At 63.5% G+C, this 15,773-nt stretch carries 19 protein-coding genes and 1 pseudogene; 2 read left to right on the forward strand and 18 right to left on the reverse strand.

Annotated features, from left to right (window positions below):
* Positions 1 to 30: 30 nt before the first annotated feature.
* The 4 genes from OKW30_RS03535 to OKW30_RS03550 form a co-directional block, all read right to left on the reverse strand.
* Positions 31 to 861, reverse strand: a complete 831-nt coding sequence (locus OKW30_RS03535; RefSeq protein ID WP_184073898.1) for an ATP-binding cassette domain-containing protein — start codon at positions 859 to 861, stop codon at positions 31 to 33.
* Complete coding sequence (locus tag OKW30_RS03540; RefSeq protein WP_184040728.1) at positions 861 to 1,865, reverse strand: ABC transporter permease; 1,005 nt, start codon at positions 1,863 to 1,865, stop codon at positions 861 to 863. Before OKW30_RS03540 ends, OKW30_RS03535 begins: the two co-directional genes overlap by 1 nt.
* Positions 1,865 to 2,974, reverse strand: a complete 1,110-nt coding sequence (locus OKW30_RS03545; RefSeq protein ID WP_429345973.1) for a sugar ABC transporter substrate-binding protein — start codon at positions 2,972 to 2,974, stop codon at positions 1,865 to 1,867. Before OKW30_RS03545 ends, OKW30_RS03540 begins: the two co-directional genes overlap by 1 nt.
* A gap of 238 nt (positions 2,975 to 3,212) precedes the next feature.
* Positions 3,213 to 3,758, reverse strand: coding sequence for a DUF488 family protein (locus OKW30_RS03550; RefSeq protein ID WP_429345974.1), 546 nt, complete (start codon positions 3,756 to 3,758; stop codon positions 3,213 to 3,215).
* A gap of 287 nt (positions 3,759 to 4,045) precedes the next feature.
* Between OKW30_RS03550 and OKW30_RS03555 the strand changes: the two genes are divergently transcribed.
* Positions 4,046 to 5,446, forward strand: coding sequence for an MFS transporter (locus OKW30_RS03555; protein WP_187631605.1), 1,401 nt, complete (start codon positions 4,046 to 4,048; stop codon positions 5,444 to 5,446).
* Between the two features lie 33 nt (positions 5,447 to 5,479).
* Here OKW30_RS03555 and OKW30_RS03560 read toward each other — a convergent pair.
* The 14 genes and pseudogenes from OKW30_RS03560 to OKW30_RS03625 form a co-directional block, all read right to left on the reverse strand.
* Positions 5,480 to 5,860, reverse strand: a pseudogene (locus OKW30_RS03560) (sulfonate ABC transporter substrate-binding protein); the annotation flags it as partial.
* Positions 5,861 to 6,031: 171 nt separating this feature from the next.
* Positions 6,032 to 6,472 carry a MarR family winged helix-turn-helix transcriptional regulator gene (locus tag OKW30_RS03565; protein WP_184040718.1) on the reverse strand — a complete coding sequence of 147 codons (441 nt, stop codon included), beginning with the start codon at positions 6,470 to 6,472 and terminating at the stop codon, positions 6,032 to 6,034.
* Positions 6,473 to 6,499: 27 nt separating this feature from the next.
* Positions 6,500 to 8,395, reverse strand: a complete 1,896-nt coding sequence (locus OKW30_RS03570; protein ID WP_429345975.1) for an FAD-binding monooxygenase — start codon at positions 8,393 to 8,395, stop codon at positions 6,500 to 6,502.
* A gap of 137 nt (positions 8,396 to 8,532) precedes the next feature.
* On the reverse strand, positions 8,533 to 8,739 hold the full coding sequence (locus OKW30_RS03575; protein ID WP_429345976.1) for a hypothetical protein: 207 nt from the start codon (positions 8,737 to 8,739) through the stop codon (positions 8,533 to 8,535).
* Positions 8,740 to 8,860: 121 nt separating this feature from the next.
* The gene (locus OKW30_RS03580) at positions 8,861 to 9,229 is read right to left on the reverse strand and encodes a hypothetical protein (protein WP_429345977.1); all 369 of its coding nucleotides are present in this window, start codon (positions 9,227 to 9,229) and stop codon (positions 8,861 to 8,863) included.
* A gap of 14 nt (positions 9,230 to 9,243) precedes the next feature.
* Positions 9,244 to 9,780 carry a tetratricopeptide repeat protein gene (locus OKW30_RS03585; protein ID WP_429345978.1) on the reverse strand — a complete coding sequence of 179 codons (537 nt, stop codon included), beginning with the start codon at positions 9,778 to 9,780 and terminating at the stop codon, positions 9,244 to 9,246.
* 49 nt (positions 9,781 to 9,829) lie between these two features.
* Positions 9,830 to 10,609, reverse strand: a complete 780-nt coding sequence (locus OKW30_RS03590; RefSeq protein WP_429345979.1) for a sigma-70 family RNA polymerase sigma factor — start codon at positions 10,607 to 10,609, stop codon at positions 9,830 to 9,832.
* Positions 10,606 to 11,409 (reverse strand): flagellar type III secretion system pore protein FliP, encoded by an 804-nt coding sequence (gene fliP, locus OKW30_RS03595; protein WP_429345980.1) that lies wholly within the window; start codon positions 11,407 to 11,409, stop codon positions 10,606 to 10,608. The genes OKW30_RS03590 and fliP overlap by 4 nt, the downstream gene beginning before the upstream one ends.
* Positions 11,406 to 11,777: a flagellar biosynthetic protein FliO gene (locus OKW30_RS03600; protein ID WP_429345981.1), complete on the reverse strand. Its 372-nt coding sequence runs from the start codon at positions 11,775 to 11,777 to the stop codon at positions 11,406 to 11,408. The genes fliP and OKW30_RS03600 overlap by 4 nt, the downstream gene beginning before the upstream one ends.
* Positions 11,774 to 12,103, reverse strand: coding sequence for a flagellar motor switch protein FliN (gene fliN / locus OKW30_RS03605; RefSeq protein ID WP_260328418.1), 330 nt, complete (start codon positions 12,101 to 12,103; stop codon positions 11,774 to 11,776). Before fliN ends, OKW30_RS03600 begins: the two co-directional genes overlap by 4 nt.
* The gene (locus OKW30_RS03610) at positions 12,100 to 12,792 is read right to left on the reverse strand and encodes a FliM/FliN family flagellar motor C-terminal domain-containing protein (protein WP_429345982.1); all 693 of its coding nucleotides are present in this window, start codon (positions 12,790 to 12,792) and stop codon (positions 12,100 to 12,102) included. Before OKW30_RS03610 ends, fliN begins: the two co-directional genes overlap by 4 nt.
* 134 nt (positions 12,793 to 12,926) lie before the next feature.
* On the reverse strand, positions 12,927 to 14,120 hold the full coding sequence (locus tag OKW30_RS03615) for a flagellar hook protein FlgE (RefSeq protein ID WP_429345983.1): 1,194 nt from the start codon (positions 14,118 to 14,120) through the stop codon (positions 12,927 to 12,929).
* Between the two features lie 12 nt (positions 14,121 to 14,132).
* Positions 14,133 to 14,555 (reverse strand): flagellar hook assembly protein FlgD, encoded by a 423-nt coding sequence (locus tag OKW30_RS03620; RefSeq protein WP_429345984.1) that lies wholly within the window; start codon positions 14,553 to 14,555, stop codon positions 14,133 to 14,135.
* Positions 14,545 to 15,318 carry a hypothetical protein gene (locus OKW30_RS03625; RefSeq protein ID WP_429345985.1) on the reverse strand — a complete coding sequence of 258 codons (774 nt, stop codon included), beginning with the start codon at positions 15,316 to 15,318 and terminating at the stop codon, positions 14,545 to 14,547. Before OKW30_RS03625 ends, OKW30_RS03620 begins: the two co-directional genes overlap by 11 nt.
* Between OKW30_RS03625 and OKW30_RS03630 the strand changes: the two genes are divergently transcribed.
* The gene (locus OKW30_RS03630; protein ID WP_429345986.1) at positions 15,318 to 15,773 is read left to right on the forward strand and encodes a hypothetical protein; all 456 of its coding nucleotides are present in this window, start codon (positions 15,318 to 15,320) and stop codon (positions 15,771 to 15,773) included. The two genes, OKW30_RS03625 and OKW30_RS03630, sit on opposite strands and share 1 nt — an antisense overlap.

Genomic DNA, 15,773 nt, shown 5'->3' on the forward strand with positions numbered 1-15,773 from the left:
AGTTGCGCGGTGTCGCGGGCCGTGGCGGCCTCACTGTGCGCCGCCGGCGCGCATGGCCCGGTATTCCCGCTGCACGATGTCCATCAGCTCCGCCACCGAAGTCAGCGCGCTCTGTTGCTCGTAGGTCACGCGCCCTCGCTGCATCAACATGATGCGATCCGCGATATCGAGCGTCTGCGCATAGTTGTGCATGATCATGATGATCGAGAGGCCGCCTTTTTCCTTCAAGCGCATCAGTAGGTCGATGATGAGTCCCGCCTCGCGCGCGCCCATCGCGGCGAGCGGTTCGTCGAGCAACAGGATTTTCGCGTTCGAATGCACGGCGCGCGCCACGGCGATCGCCTGGCGCTGGCCGCCCGAAAGACGCTCCACGGGCAAATCCACCGAAGGCACGTGCACGCCGATATCGTCGAGGCATTGCGCCGCGCGCTCGCGCATCCGTTTGTGGTCGAGCAGCCTGAACGGCCCGCGCCGCACGATTTCGCGGTTCAGGAACATGTTGTGGTAAATACTCAGCGAATTCGCGAGCGCGAGATCCTGATACACGCATTCGATGCCGAGCGAACGCGCATGATCGACCGAGCGCAACAGCGTCTCCTCGCCGTCGATGTGGAGCGTGCCGCTCGTTTGCTGATGAAAGCCCGTGAGGATCTTCACGAGCGTGGACTTGCCCGCACCGTTGTCGCCGAGTATGCCGAGGATCTCGCCCTTGCCGAGCGTGAGCGAGACGCCATCGAGCGCCGTGACCGCGCCGAAGCGTTTGACGAGGCCGTCGCCGCGCAGCGCGAGCGGGGCGTTCGGCGCGCTGCGCGCAGCGGCCGTGGCATTGGCGCCCGCGGAGGAGGTTTGCGATTGGTCCATCATCGTCCACCCTTGCGGCGAATGCGCCCGACGTGGATGTTGAAGATCATCGCCGCCAGAATCGCGGCGCCAAGAATGATGTTGAACGTAAACGCGTTGATACCGATCAGTGTAAAGCCGTCGTTCAGAATACCGAGCACCGCTGCGCCGATGAGCCCGCCCACGATGGTGCCCGAGCCGCCCGTGAGCGGCGTGCCGCCGATCACGGCGGCGGCCACGGCAAGGAACATGATCTGGTTGCCGCCGGCCTGCGGGTCGATCGAGGTAATGCGAAAGGCTTCGAGCATGCCAGTGAAGCCCGCCAGCACCGCGGCGAGGACGAAGTTGCCGAGGCGCAGTCGCTTCACATGTATGCCGGCCTCGCTCGCGCCGAGCGGATTCGCACCCGCGGCCTGCGTATGCAGGCCCCAGCGTGTATGTCGCAACAGCACGTGCATCGCGGCCGCGATCACCAGGGTCCAGATGATCTCGCTGTAGCCCCACGCGCCCATGAACCCGGCGAAGGTGGGCGATCCCGGCGTGGCGGCGGGCGTGCCGCGCGAGATCGTGAGCGTGATACCGTTGATCAGAAAGAGCGTGCCGAGCGTCGTAACGAACGAGGGCAGCCGCAGCCAAACCGACACCGCCCCGTTCACGAAGCCGACGATTCCCGCGGCCACGAGCCCCGCGATCACGGCGAGCCACATCGGCGCGCCCGCGTCATTCGCGAACACCATCATGAATGGCGCGAACGCGAACACCATGCCCGCCGACAGATCGATGTCGCCGCCGATCATCAACATGATTTCGCCGAACGCGATGATCGCCACCGGCGCGATGAACTGCGACAGGTTGACGAGGCTCGCGTTGGTAAGCAGGAAATCGTGGTTTGCGAATTCGAAGTAGGCGGCCAGCAGCACGGCCACGAGCAGGATGCGCAGCTCGGCCGCCCATTGAGACGCGAAGGAAACGCCCGCGCGCCGGGGCGCGCGGACCGCTTTGCTGGTTTCGTTCACTGTATTCATCAGGACTTGATTGGGCCGGATCTCGGAACGATTTGCTCCTTGTCGGTCTTGCCTTCAAAGCGCGTCGAGGTATTCAGGTACGGCTCGACGTTATCCTTGGTCACGAATTTCAGGCCGGTGTTGATTTCGGCCGGGCCGACGAGGCCGCCGGAGCTGAGGAACACGAACGCCTCCATCACCGTATAGAAACCCTGGACGTAGGGCTGCTGATCGATGGTGAAGTCGAGGAAACCTTCGTGGATCAGCTGGATCGTGGTCGGCAGCAGGTCGAAGCCGCCGCCGTGCACGCCTTTGGACGGCAGGTTCGACTCTTTCATCACCTGCGCGACGCCCTGCGTGCTGCCCGCATCCACCGCGAACATGCCCTTCAGGTCCTGGTGGCCCAGGTAGAACGCCTTGATCTTCGACAGCTCCTCGTTGACGGTCGCGCCCGTGGCCACGGTCTGGATGTCGATCTTCTTGCCGGACTTCTTGATGGCGTCGCTCGCACCGTCCAGACGCGGCTGGATGTTGAGCTGCCCCGGCGTGGCGATGAACAGCCCGACCATGCCGCTGTCGATCAGACTGACGATGCGCTCGCCCATCTGGTAGCCCGACAGATACAGGTCCTGGCCGATATACGCGAGGCGCGGATTCTTCTTGCCGCGCGGCGCGTCGGCGTTGTACGCGAACACCGGAATTCCGGCGTCGAGCGCGGCCAGGATGGGCTTGTCGAAAGCGCTCGGATCGACGATCGGCACCGCGATGGCGTCGGCCTTCGCGGCAATCGCCGAGTTCACGGCGCGGACCATTTCGCCGGCATCGGACGTGGCCGAGCCGGTCCACTGATAATCCATGTCGAGTAGTGAGCAGGCATCCTGAATGCCGTACTGCGTGGGCACGAAGAACGGGTTGGTGGTGACGTGATTGACGAACACGATCCTCCACTTCTTGTGCGACGGAAAAGCCGTCTGCGCTGCCTGCGCGGTGCCGATCAGACCGCCCGCGCCGCCTAGCGCGCCCATCAGCGAAAGCGCTGCGCCGAGTCCCGCGCCCTGCATCAGCCCCCGCCGCGCCGTGCTGAAACCGTTGCCGCTGTTTTTCTGATCGTCATCCCGTTGCTGTGCCATCTGATCCTCCGGTTCTTGTCTTCATTGGTCGATGTGGTCGACGTTGCGTCGATTGCGTGCAGATGCTGGACGGCACCGGGAGTTCGCGGGGCAGCGCGAGAGTTTGGCGTGGGACGTGCAACCCCGATTCGGAAGCGCTCGATACGAGCCGTGCGGTACCGCAAAAATGTTAGTGCAGTGCGGTTGCGACTCCTAATCCATGTATACCCGTAACCGTTCCGAAGATTGGGACGCCGGGTCAGGATGCGTGTTTACCACGAGCGGCTGATCGCGCGGATGGGTGCGCGGCGCCCGGTGTCATCGTGGCGGCGTTCGTGTGATGAGCGTCCATGATGTGCAGCACGGTTTCATCGTGCATCAGCAGATAGTCCGTAATGATACGCCGGTGGCAGCGCCACCAGACCGCCTCCGAGCACATGATCGTGCAGCGCTGCCGATGACCGAGCGTCAGAAGTTGCGCCAGTCCCTCGCGGAACGCGTCGCTCATTGCATAGTCGGCATAGTTGCGAAAGGCCGGATGCGTCCAGTACGCATTCGGCGACGGCGCGTCATCCTTGCGCCTGCTGCGGCGTCCGCCGAGCGCGGCGAGATGCATGTAGTCGATATGTTCCGGCGCGAGCGAGGCGGGCAGCGTGTCGCGATTGAACTGCGGGTTGGTCCGCGAGCGCGGCATGCTGCGCACGTCGACGAGCAGGGCGATCTGCTCGCCTTTCAGTAAGTCGACGAATTCCTGCAACGGACGCGTCGAGTGGCCGATCGTGAAAAAAGGGCGTTTCGTTTCCATGCGCGCTTCGCCGGCGCCGATAGCGGCGACGATCCCTACAGACTTACAACGTGTGGCGCAGTAACGTCAACTTTGTTTCGATTCAGGTGTTGCACGTGTCATGCCTGACGAGCGCGCGTATGCACGCGCTCGCGAATCGCAAGACCCCGGGGAGACAAGCCGGGTAGCCATCATTCCGGTATCGAGTGCAACCTTGCTCCCGCGAGTCGGAGTTGCAACAATGCACCCGCGACGGCGCCCGCGCCGCACGCAGTCGCCCGCGCATTTTCTTTCGACCCGCTTGCACCATGACCGACGGCCTGCCCAATCCCCAACGTGCGTTTGCGTACATCGCGATCGCCATCGCGATGACGATGTCGGTGCTCGACACTTCGATCGTCAACGTCGCGCTGCCCACCATCAGCAACGACCTCGCGGTATCGCCCGCAAACGCGATCTGGGTCGTCAACGCGTATCAGCTGGCGATAACGGTGTCCTTGCTGCCGCTCGCGGTGCTAGGGGACAGCCTCGGCTACAAGCGGGTCTACTGCTACGGACTCGCGCTTTTCACGCTGGCGTCGTTCGCCTGCGCGAATGCGCACACGCTGCTGGCGCTTGCGGTCGCTCGCGTGTTTCAGGGCTTCGGCGCGGCCGGCATCATGAGCGTGAATATCGCGCTGGTGCGCTTCGTTTTCCCGAAGGCGCGGCTAGGCGTCGGCGTCGGCTATTCGTCGCTGGTGGTGGCCGTTTCGTCGGCGGCGGGGCCGAGTATCGCGTCGGCGATTCTGGCGGTCGCGCACTGGCAGTGGCTGTTCCTCGTCAACGTGCCGCTCGGCGTGCTGGCGCTGTCGATCGGCGCGCGCACGTTGCCCGCGACGCCGACCTCGGGGGCTCGCCTGAGCGGCCTGAGCGTCCTGCTCAACGCGCTCACATTCGGCCTGCTGATCTCCGGTCTCGCGGCATTCAACCAGGCGGGCGCGACGCAGCGGGGCGCCGTGATGGTCGCGATCGCCTTGGTGGCCGGCGTGCTGTTCGTGCGACGCGAAAGCCGGCTCGCGACACCGATGCTGCCCATCGACCTGCTGCGCATGCCGGTGTTTTCACTGTCGATGGCGACGTCGATCTGCTCGTTCGCGGCGCAGACGATGGCGTACATCGTGCTGCCGTTCTACTTCGAGCAGACGCTGAAGCTGTCGGAAACACAGACCGGCATTCTGATGACGCCGTGGCCGCTCGTGACCGCGTTGATCGCACCGGTCGCGGGCCGGCTGTCCGATCGGTGGGCGCCGGGACGCATCAGCAGCGTCGGGCTCGTCGTGTTCGGGTGCGGACTCGCGATGCTCTGCCAGCTCGGCGAGACGGCGACGCGCTTCGACATCGTGTGGCGGCTCGCGGTCTGCGGCCTCGGCTTCGGTATCTTTCAGTCGCCGAACAACCGCGTGATCATCGGCAGTGCGCCGCGGCATCGCAGCGGCGGCGCGTCCGGCCTGCAATCGATGGGTCGTCTGCTCGGCCAGTCGAGCGGCGCGGTGGCGGTGTCCATCGTGTTCGGACTCGTGCATGGCCAGCACCTCACGTTGATTGCCGGCATTGCCGCGGCGCTCGCGTTGATCGCGGCCAGCGTGAGTTCGGTGCGGCGTATGACGGAGCACAGCGACGCCCCGCAGGAACAACAGGCTACGCCAACGCGACCGCTCTCCGAGCGTTGACGCGGGTGCGGCGTCGTTCCGCCGCCCATACGCCTACGCGAGATTCGAAGGCGCCGCCTTCAGCACGTCGACGTGCTTCGGAATCAGGCCGAGATCGAGGAACGTCTCGGCGATCTGTTGCTGCTCGCCGAGAATCGCGCGGGTAATCGGCTGCGTGCCGAACTGCTGGCGCTGCACCGCCACGTCCACGACCTGCTTCGGCAGACCCCTTAGCTGCGCGAGTTCGCTGGCGAGCTGATCCTTGTTCTGCTTGCCCCACTGATCGACCTTGTCGAGTTCTTCGATCAGGATCCGGACCACGTCGGGATTGTTCGCCGCATAACTCTGCGACGAGAAGTAGAACGCCCGATTGCCGACTACGCCGCTTGCATCGGCAATCACGCGAGCGCTGAGCGATTGCTCCACCGCGGCGAAGTTCAGGTTGCGTGCCGGAACAAATGTGCGGGCTCGCGTGCGTCGTCCGTCATTTGTTCTGGAAAGGCACCCGGTTCTAACCAGGCGGCGGCGGGGAGGGGGCTATGGGAGCCGAAATGGAGGCGCTGTCTGGCAGACCGCGACGGCAGGCGGTCTTCAGGAGCAAGCGCATCAAGCTCGCGGCGGCAACAGTGCCGAAAGCAGCCGGCGCAACTGCGCCAATTCGCTTGCCGTCAGCCTTTCAGTGAGAACGCGCTCGACCTGCTCGACGCGCGGACGCAAGGCCGAGAGCTGCTTCTTACCGGCAGTGGTGAGAAACAGCACATAACTGCGCTTGTCGACAGGATCGTCCGCGCGCTCGATCTGGCCATTGCGCACCATGCGTGCAACGAGATCGGCAATCGTCGAACGATCCACGTCGAGTTTGTCTCCGAGTTGCCGCTGACTGACGCCAGGCGTCTCGTGCAAGACCTCGAGCGCCGCGTACTGCACGCTTGTGATCTCCGCGGAAACCTCGCTCAGCCAGACCGCTGCATGGCGCTGTTGGGCACGGCGCACCAGGCTGCCAGTAAATTTGGGGAGCGCGCCGGCGTCTTCGGGTTTGATCGGCAATTTCGGAGGTTTGGGTTTCGTTGTGGTTTAACGCACGCGAAAGATGGGCCGAAAGAAGGCGTTCAACTCCGCATACGCATTCAATGGAAGAACATGGGCCACGTATTGATCGGGACGTACCACGACGAGTGCACCTTGTTCGCGATCGATGCCGCGCTCGTCGAAGATATCAGTCGTCGCGTCGCTCGTAAATGCCTTTTCGTAGTCGATGAGGCCGTAGCGACCCTTGCGCGGCATCAGGACGGCGGGGACGTCTTCGAGGCGGACTTCGCGATGCGGCTGTTGCAGCACCGCGCGCAGATCGAGAACGCTGTCCACGTCGGCGTCCTTCGGCGTGAAGAGCCTCAAAACGGAATCGGGCGACTTGTCGAGATGCTCGCACAGCGCATCCAGCGCACGACGCGACGCGTCCGCGAAAGCGTACAGGCGCCAGCGGCCGTCCGCTTGCGCGGCATGCCCTAGATGGAACGGTTTTGCATCAGCGAGGCGAACGACAGGCGACGAGTGAAAGCGCGTACCGATCGCAAAGCCTTTGGCGAGCGCCTGATGCGTCGCTTCACCGGTCAGGGTGGCCGGCCGGTAACGCGTTGCGACGCCAGCCGTGTAGCGGCCAGCACGAACGAAGTACGCCTGAAGCTCCGCGGGATCGACGCCGCCCGCCTCGGGCCGGTTCGGATCCTTCGGCGGCGCGGCCATCATCGCCGACCATTCCTTGTCGAAATCGATCAGCTCCTGCGCAATAGGTTGGCGCTCGTCCGAATACGTGCGCAACAGAGCGGCGTCGCTGCGCCCCTCCAGCACCGCGCCGAGCTTCCAGCCGAGATTGAAGCCGTCCTGCATCGACACGTTCATGCCCTGACCCGCTTTGGCGCTATGCGTGTGGCAGGCGTCGCCCGCGATGAACACGCGAGGCTCGCGCGAAGTGCCGTCGGCGGCGATGGCATCGTCGAAGCGGTCGGTGAGGCGCTGCCCGACCTCATAGACCGAGAACCACGCCACTTCTTTTACGTCGAGCGTATAGGGATGGAGGATGCGCTGCGCCGTCTCGATGATGCGATCGACCGTGATCTGCTTGATGCTGTCGCGGTTCTCCGGGGTGACATCGCCGAGGTCCACGTAGAAGCGGACCAGATATCCGCCTTCACGCGGAATGATCAGCAGGTTGCCCCTGCTCGCGGACTGAATCGCCGCTTTCAGCCGGATGTCCGGAAAGTCGCTGACCGCCAGCGCATCCATCACGCCCCACGCATGGTTGGCCGCGTCACCGCGCAGCGTTTGTCCGATGGCGGTGCGTACGCGGCTGCGAGCGCCGTCGCAACCGACGACATAGCGCGCACGCACGGACATCGTCTCGTCGAGCCGCGCGGGATCGGTATGGCGCAGCGTGACCAGCACCGGGTATTCGTGCGTATCGTCGCGCTGAACGTCGACCACTTCGAGGCCGTAGTCCGGTTCGATCCGTCGCGCGGAGCGGCGCATCACGTCGAGCAGATATTCCTGGATGCGGGCCTGATTGACGATGACGTGCGGAAATTCCGAAACGCCTGTTTCGGTATCCTGAACTCGGCCGGTACGACTGATCGCGCCGCGGTCATTTGCATCGGGTCGCCAGAATACTGTTTCATTGACCCAATAGGCTTCTTGCAGCAGGCGGTCACTGAGGCCGAACGCATTGAACATCTCGACGGTACGGCACGCCACGCCATCGGCCTGACCCATCTGCAACGGTCCGTCGCGACGCTCGACGACGCGCGTGCCGATCGACGGGAATTGCGACAGCTGCGCCGCCAGTACGAGGCCGGCAGGGCCGCTGCCGACGATCAGCACGTCGACCGTCTCGGGCATCTGCGCAGCATGCGCATTGCTGATGACTGGCTCGATCGTCGGATCGCCGACCCGGAAACCGTTGAGATGAAATTGCATGACGTCCTCCTCCGTTCAGTAGATATCTGCTGAACGCGAATATACTCCGTACCCAAACCATTTTGAAGTGCTTCGTGGGAGGATGGATGTTTACCCTGGTTCGGTAGAGCGCTCGTGGACTTTCGGGAACGGCTGTTTCAATGACCGTGCGAATGGCCCCCATGGCCACCCCAGTAGCCGCCAATGCCGATGCCGAGGCTCACGGAGGGCGCGACGTAATACCCGGGGGCATAGCCATAGGCGGGCGCTGGCTCATAACCGTAGCCATAGCTGGGCGGCGGCGGGGCGACGACGCAGCCCGCCAGGCCGGCCGATATGATGATTGCAAAGAGTAGTCTGATCATGATCGTTTTCCTCCAATCATTGAGGAGGCGCAAGATTCAGTCCAGCCGTCTTGTGCCACCACGTCGACAGTGTCGTCCTCGGCAATGGCACCCAGAAACTCAGCGTCAGCGATGCACGTCGTTAATCACGGATGACCTCGCGCAGCACATGACGCGCGTCGAGCTGTTCGGACAGGCACTCGCTGACCCATTCGCTCATCTGCTGGAAAGAGGGATCGTTGGCCATTTCTTCGCCGAACTCGCGCAGCAACAGCAGCTCGACCACGGCACGAAAGAACTGCCGCTCGTCGTCGACACCTGCCGCGCGTAACGTGTCGATCCGCGTTCGAATCGCATCAGGCAGACCTTCGGCAGTCGACGGCGGTCCGCCAGGCTGCATGGAAGATGCCCCCTTGCGGCCGGAGGCCGTCCGTTCGCCCCGCTGCTCCTTTTCGGCGAGTTGTTGCCGTAGCACCTGCATTGCCTGATTGAGCGTCGAAATGGGGTCCATGGCGCGGCCGCGAATCAGTGACGGGTCTGATTGTTCTGATAGCCCGACAGCAGCAGATGGTCGTGTTGCGCCGCGGAGCTTTCTTTCGCCTGATCCGCGGGCTCGGCCCCGGCGGTCAATGTCGCGATCAGCGCGCGGACATAGGCGTTGATCAACGGATACTGCCGATTGAGCTCCATGCCGCGATTGAGCTTGTCGAGCGCGTCATCGAACTGATCGTCGGCAAGCCTCAGCAGCCCATCCTTGAGCACGCGCAGTGCGTCGTACTCAGCCAGGCGATCGAGTGGCAACCAGCTTCGCGACGCCTGCGCGACGAGCCCGTTTTGCAGTTCGAGAAGCCCCAGCATGAAGCGGGCGACGTGAAGATCCGGCACGAGCGTCAACGCCTGAACGAAATCAGTACGCGCTTCGCCGTGTCGACCCTGGTTGGCGTACACCGAGCCGCGCAGGAACCACAGGCGTGCATCGAGCGGCCAGCCAGCGAGCGTCTCGTTCAGCACATCGAGCGCATGTTCATCGGTGCCCTGCATCGCGGAGAGGACGGACGACATGACGCCATCGTTGCAGTGCGTAGGAGAATCGTGTTCATGAGTCATAGTTCTAGCCAGTGATATGCAGATGCTCGGTATTGCCGAGCAGGTTGCGCAGATCGAGCAGCGCACCGCGATGCAACTGTGAGATGCGGCCCTTGGTTACGCCGAAAATGTCGGCGATTTGCTCGAATCCCAGTCCATGAAAATAATGGTAGCGGATAATCTTCTGCTCGCGCGTCGATAATCGTGCGACGGCCGAATGCAGTTGCTCCGTTGTCTGCCTCCAGGCGATGATTTGATAAGCGGTTGCATACGGCGCGGCCTGCGCGGCGGATTCCTCGACGATGCCGGTATCGTCGAGCATGAAGCCGATCGCGAGGCCCGCGGCGAGCGTCGCGAGAGCCTGGAACGTATCGGACTGCTTGCTCGTGCGAGCGGGCGTTTCTAGTGATGCAACACGCTCGCGCCGTATCCGTTTGCGCAGCGCGATTTGTTCCTGCGCATCGCTCAGACGCTGTACGCCGGTCAAAACGTTGCCTCTGAGGCGTGGGGTGCAGAAGGTGCGAAACGACACGCCGCGCCCGGATTCGAAGCGGTCGATTGCTTCGAGCAGACCGACGCAGGCAAGTTGCAGAAAGTCCTTGAACTCGACGTCGTCGCGGTGCCGGCCTGCGTATAGTTGCGCCGCGAGCGCCTGTGCGTAGGGCAGAAAGTGCGCGAATACGGCTTCGCGCGCTTGCGGACCGCTTTCGTCGCGTAGCGCTGCCCATAGGCTCTTCTCCAATGCGGACGCCGCGGCGTCACCGTGGGTCTCGTCGGCATTCGCATACTCCGCCGGCAAGTTCATTTGAAGCTACCCAGCACGCCGCGCAACACGAGGCTCCAGCCGTCCACCAGCACGAACATCAGCACTTTGAGCGGCAATGAGATCGTTGCGGGCGGCACCATCAGCATACCGAGCGACAGCAGCACGCTCGACACGACGAGGTCGATCAGCAGGAACGGCAGCAGGATCACGAAGCCGATCTGAAACGCAACGCGTAATTCGTTGAGGATGAACGCGGGCGTCAACTGCACCAGGCTGACGTCGGCCGGCGTCTGCGGCAGCGCCTGTTGCGACATCTCGTACATCAGCCTTAGCTCATCCTCGCGCACCTGGCGCAGCATGAAATCGCGAATCGGCGCGGTACTGCTGTCGAGCGCGTGAGCGAGGTCGATCTGGCCGTGCATGAATGGCTGCAGCGCGTCGTGATTGATCACCTGCAGTGTCGGCAGCATGGCGAATGCCGTCAGGAACAGCGCGAGGCTGATCAGCACGGGTGTCGGCGGCGTTTCCGGCATGCCAAACGCGTGCCGGATCATCGACAGCACGATCGCGATGCGGATGAATGCCGTCATCGACACGATCAGTGCAGGGGCGACACTGAGTAGCGTGAGCAGCGTCGCAATGCGTACCGCTTCAGATACGCCCTTACTGTCCGCGATGACTCCGGATGCGGAACCGGAGAGCGACAGCATGCCTGCGTCACCGCTGTGCGCGATTGGCGCGATGGGCGCAGCGTCGGCGAATCCGGCATACAGGCAGAAGACTCCTGGCAGCAGCGCGATCAGCCAGCGCCACGCGTGAAACCGACTTCGTTGCATCATGCTTCGCGCGCTCCGTCAGGTCGATCGCGCGCGTCCAGCAGCTTGACACCGGTTGCATCCGAGGCGAGCAGGACGACGCGGCTATCGTATTCGATCAGATGAAGCGTCGTGCGCGGGCCCAGACGCAGCGATGCGGCTGCGGTGATCCGCGGCGTGCGGCTCGACGACGAACCGCACGCGCCGACCCGATGGCTTCGCCGCAAAAGCAGAATCGCAACGATACCAAGCGCGATGCAACACACGAGTGTGATGCCGACGCGCATGACGTCGACCCCCGCGAGTGCGAGGCCGGTTGCCGATAACGCATGTTGGCCTGCGGTTGCGTCGCTTGCGCCTTGCAGCCATGAGGCCGGGGTTGAAACGGTCATGGGTGCGTCGAGATTTCAGTGATTCGAATGCCGAACTGCTCACCAAGCGCGACGATCTCGGCGCGCGCAACGCTCTTGTCGTTGAGCAACACGTCGACGGCATCGCCGAGATGACGATCGAGTTCGACCACAGCGCCGGATTGCAGCGCCAGCAGTTCCTTGATCGACATCTCGGCTGAGCCGAGGCGGATGTCGACGGTGACCTTCACTTCTTCGAGCAGCGCCAGCTGCGGGCGTGTCGTGTTGCGGTCGTCGTAGACGGGTTCTTGTTCGGGAAGGTCGACACGCATGACGAGCGGTCGGGTGGGTGGGGTACTCAGAGTCATGGGGTATCGGGCCCGGCTATCGAAGTCAGTTGAATGGATAATTTGCCGCCGTGTTGTCCAGGCGTGCCGGCGGCGATGGGGGGGAGTCGTCCGCAATCGGACTGCGCCAACAGCAACGGGATCGGCTCGGAAATCGTCTGGTCGAGTCGGATGACGTCGCCAACGGCGAGCGTGGCCAGTTGCGGCACGCTCAGTTCGCACTGCCCGAGCATCGCCCAGAGCGATACGCGGCTCGATTCGACGGCCGTGCTGCGACGCGTGGTGGCCGGTGAGTTCGCTCCATGAACCGTCGACTTGCTGACGGGCAAACACGACCACAGCGCCGGCGCGCCGCAGACGAGCGTCAAGACGGTCTCGCCGCTCGTGTTCCGTATTCGGAAGCAGGCGCCGCCAAAACGAAGACGCGGTGTATCGGTGTTTCCTGTCGTACGGACGCGGGCAGCGGACTGTTGCCCTGGAGATAACGCCGCACCGATCGCATCGAGCAGTTCGTCGACAAGCTGCTTGCCGACGTCCGCGAGCAGGGGCGCGCGGGCGTCGTCGGTCAGGGCGAACGTCTTCGGCAGATCGAGCGTCTCGTTGACCAGCATGTCGATCTGCCGAGACTCGGTGAATAGCCAGACGTTGTCGCCGATTGACCACGACTCGCATTGGCCCGAAGGCGGCGCGCTGTCGAACGGATCGAGCAAGTCCACGGCTTCGACAGTGAGCTCGGGCGCGGCTAGCCACGCCTGCCGCCACGGATCGATTGCGCGCGCAAACCACGCCGCGCCGGCTGCGAGATCGCGCGCGCCGAGCGGCCGCCAGCGGATTGGCACGACGCTCATCCCTGACCTCGCATCTGGAACAGCTGCATGATCATTTCGTTGGCGGTACTGATAACCTGCGACGACGCCTGGAAGCCGCGCTGAATCAGGATCAGTTGACCAAACTCCGTCGATAGATCGACGTTCGACGCCTCGGTCGCGCCCGCGAGCAGTTGCCCAACGCCCGCGCCATTGCTGGTGCGATATTGCGGCGGCGACGCGTGCGACGCATCGAATAGACCATTCCCCTGTTGCACCAGTTGCTGCGGATTCGCAAAGCTCGCGAGCGCGATCGTGCCGAGCTCATCGGTTTGTCCGTTCGAGTATTGCAGCACCAGTCGCCCATCGACGTCGACGTTCATCGACGACAACGTACCGGTCCCGTAGCCGTCCTTGTCCGACACACGCAGGCTCGAGAAGCTGCCGGCGGAGAAGCCGGTGACGCCGGTCGAGAAATCGAGTGTGACGGTGAGCGGCAGCGCGTCGGCGGAAGTCAGCGTGAAGTCGATCCGGTCGCGTCCGGGCTCGGGAATACCACCGTTGAACTGCAGCGTGCCCTGCTGGACCGGTATGTTGTTTTCGTCGGAGACGGTCACCTGCCAGCGCCCGGGAACGATGCTCGAATCGGGCGCGAACGCGATTGTCAGCGTGTGCTTGCCGCCGTTCGCGTCAAAGACGTCAACGTCCGGAATCGAGAAGCTGGTCGAACCCGTCGACAGATTGTCGGAAAACCTGATCACCGTCGTCGCTTGCGGTGGGCTGATCTGTTTGCCGGCGAGCGAAATCGGACCGAGGCTGCCCGATGCGCTCAAGGCCGCGAGTTTCAAACCCGTCGCCTTGTCCTCGATAAAGCCGTCGTTGCCGACCGCGAACTGACCGGTGCGGGCGTAACGTGCGGTGTCACCGTCGAGCAGCGTCAGAAAGCCCTTGCCCTGAATTGCAAGATCGAGCTGGCCGTTACTCACGCGCAGATCACCCTGCGCGAAATTCAACGACGAGTAACCGTACTCGACGCCGCTGCCGAATTGCGTCGTGTTCATCGCGCCTGGTTCGCCCCGCGCAAACTGCTGGCCGTAATACAGATCGGCGAACCCCGGCGTCGAGGTCTTGAAGCCCGCGGTGTTCAGGTTCGCGACGTTATTGCTGATGGTTTGCAGGCCCTTCGCGTACGCCGTCAACCCGCTCATGCCGATGTAAATGCTTTCCAGCATGGAAACTCTCCTTTAAGAACCACTCGTCTGGCGCACTGCGACGATCTGCGAAATATTGGCGTTCGTCAGGAATTCGCCGCTCTCGGTTTCGATCGTCAATTGCGGCTGAGAATCCTTGAACGACACGCTCTTCACGATGCCGCTCAGCAGCGCCGTGTCGGTCTGCACGTCGACGTTGCGGCCGAGCAGGCCGAGCGTCTGCGTGGCTGACTGAACCGACAGCAGGTCGTTGATCTTGTCCGTGATCTGGCGTGTCTGTTCGAGCGACGTGAACTGCGCGAGCTGCGACACGAACTCGAAGTTGTCGACCGGCTTTAGCGGGTCCTGATAGGTGAGCTGCGTCAGGATGATCTGCAGCAGCGATTGCATGTCGAGACCGATCGAATCGATGCGGTTGCCGACGTCGCTGCTCGAGCTGATCGGATTAGTGGCCATGAGCGATGCCTTGCGATGTAGTCGGAATGTGTTCGACGCCGTTGACGACGACTCGCACGGCGCGCGGTACGGCGCGGCGCAGCTCGTCGAGGGCGCGCTGGGCGCGGGCGTCGGGTTCGTCCGCGTTCGTGATCGCATGGTTGATGCATAGTGCGATCGACACGCCGGCTTCGCCGGTCATCACGGTCAGACGATAGGGCGTTGGCGCGCTCCCGGCGCTGGCGCCGCTCTCGGTATTAGCGGCCTTAGCGGCTCGTGAGGCGATCGATGCGGCGGACGAAGTGATACGAGCGGCCCGGTACGGTACGGCCTGTTCGCGCGACAGTGCGTCGTGAACAGTGCTGCCCGATGCTGAGAAAGACGAACTGGCGACCGTGATCGGCGACCTGGTGACGTGCCCGGCGTGAGCGCCATCGTGGTCAGGGAGCGCAGGCTCGGTGTCGCGCGCATGCGATTCGACATCGATGCGAGCGGATCTCGCCGATGCACAGCCGCGCGGCTCGCTCGCATGGTCAACGGACCTATCGCGAGCATAGGAGCGGGCGTCGAATGCCGGCGCGTTGTCGTAACGTTCCGCTGGCGTGCGTTGCTGTCGTGCGGGCGTAGGATCTTCGTTCAACGCGCCGGCCTTCGCGCCCGACCACATGACTTTCTCCATCACCCGCAATACCTGATCGAACGCCGCATGCCTGGCATCGGGCTTGGGCGAACTTGCTGTGGACACCGGCGCATTGCGCCACGTTGGAAATACGGTGAGCTTCATTGGCGCTCCTCCCGCGACAGATACATGTCCTCGATCCGGCTCGCACGCTGCTCGTCGCGCTGAAGTTCGAATTGCCGCTCGACTCTGGCGGCCACGCCGCAAGCGTGCTCGGTTTGCTGTTCGTGGCGCGCCAGCACTGCGCGCTGTCGTTCGACACGGCTTGCGGCATCGCGTGTGTCCTGTTGCGCGTGCAGATGGGCGGCGCGAGCCGAGGCGAGCGCGCCTGCCCAATTGGCCGCGAGCGCAGGCGACAAGCCGTCCGGCGCCTGCAACGCGTCGCGCCATTGCGCGACATGGGCGTCGAGGCTCGCACAAAGCGATTGTTCGCGTGCGTGGCTGCGCTGATGGAGTTGAATGACTCGCACGGTATCCAGGCGCGCGCGTTCCAGTTGCAGTCGACGCAAGTCGGCGATCTCTCGTGCCGTTTCAAACTGGTGGCGTTTTTTCATGAATGA

Source organism: Paraburkholderia sp. Clong3 (assembly GCF_050436485.1).
Lineage (GTDB): Bacteria > Pseudomonadota > Gammaproteobacteria > Burkholderiales > Burkholderiaceae > Paraburkholderia > Paraburkholderia tuberum.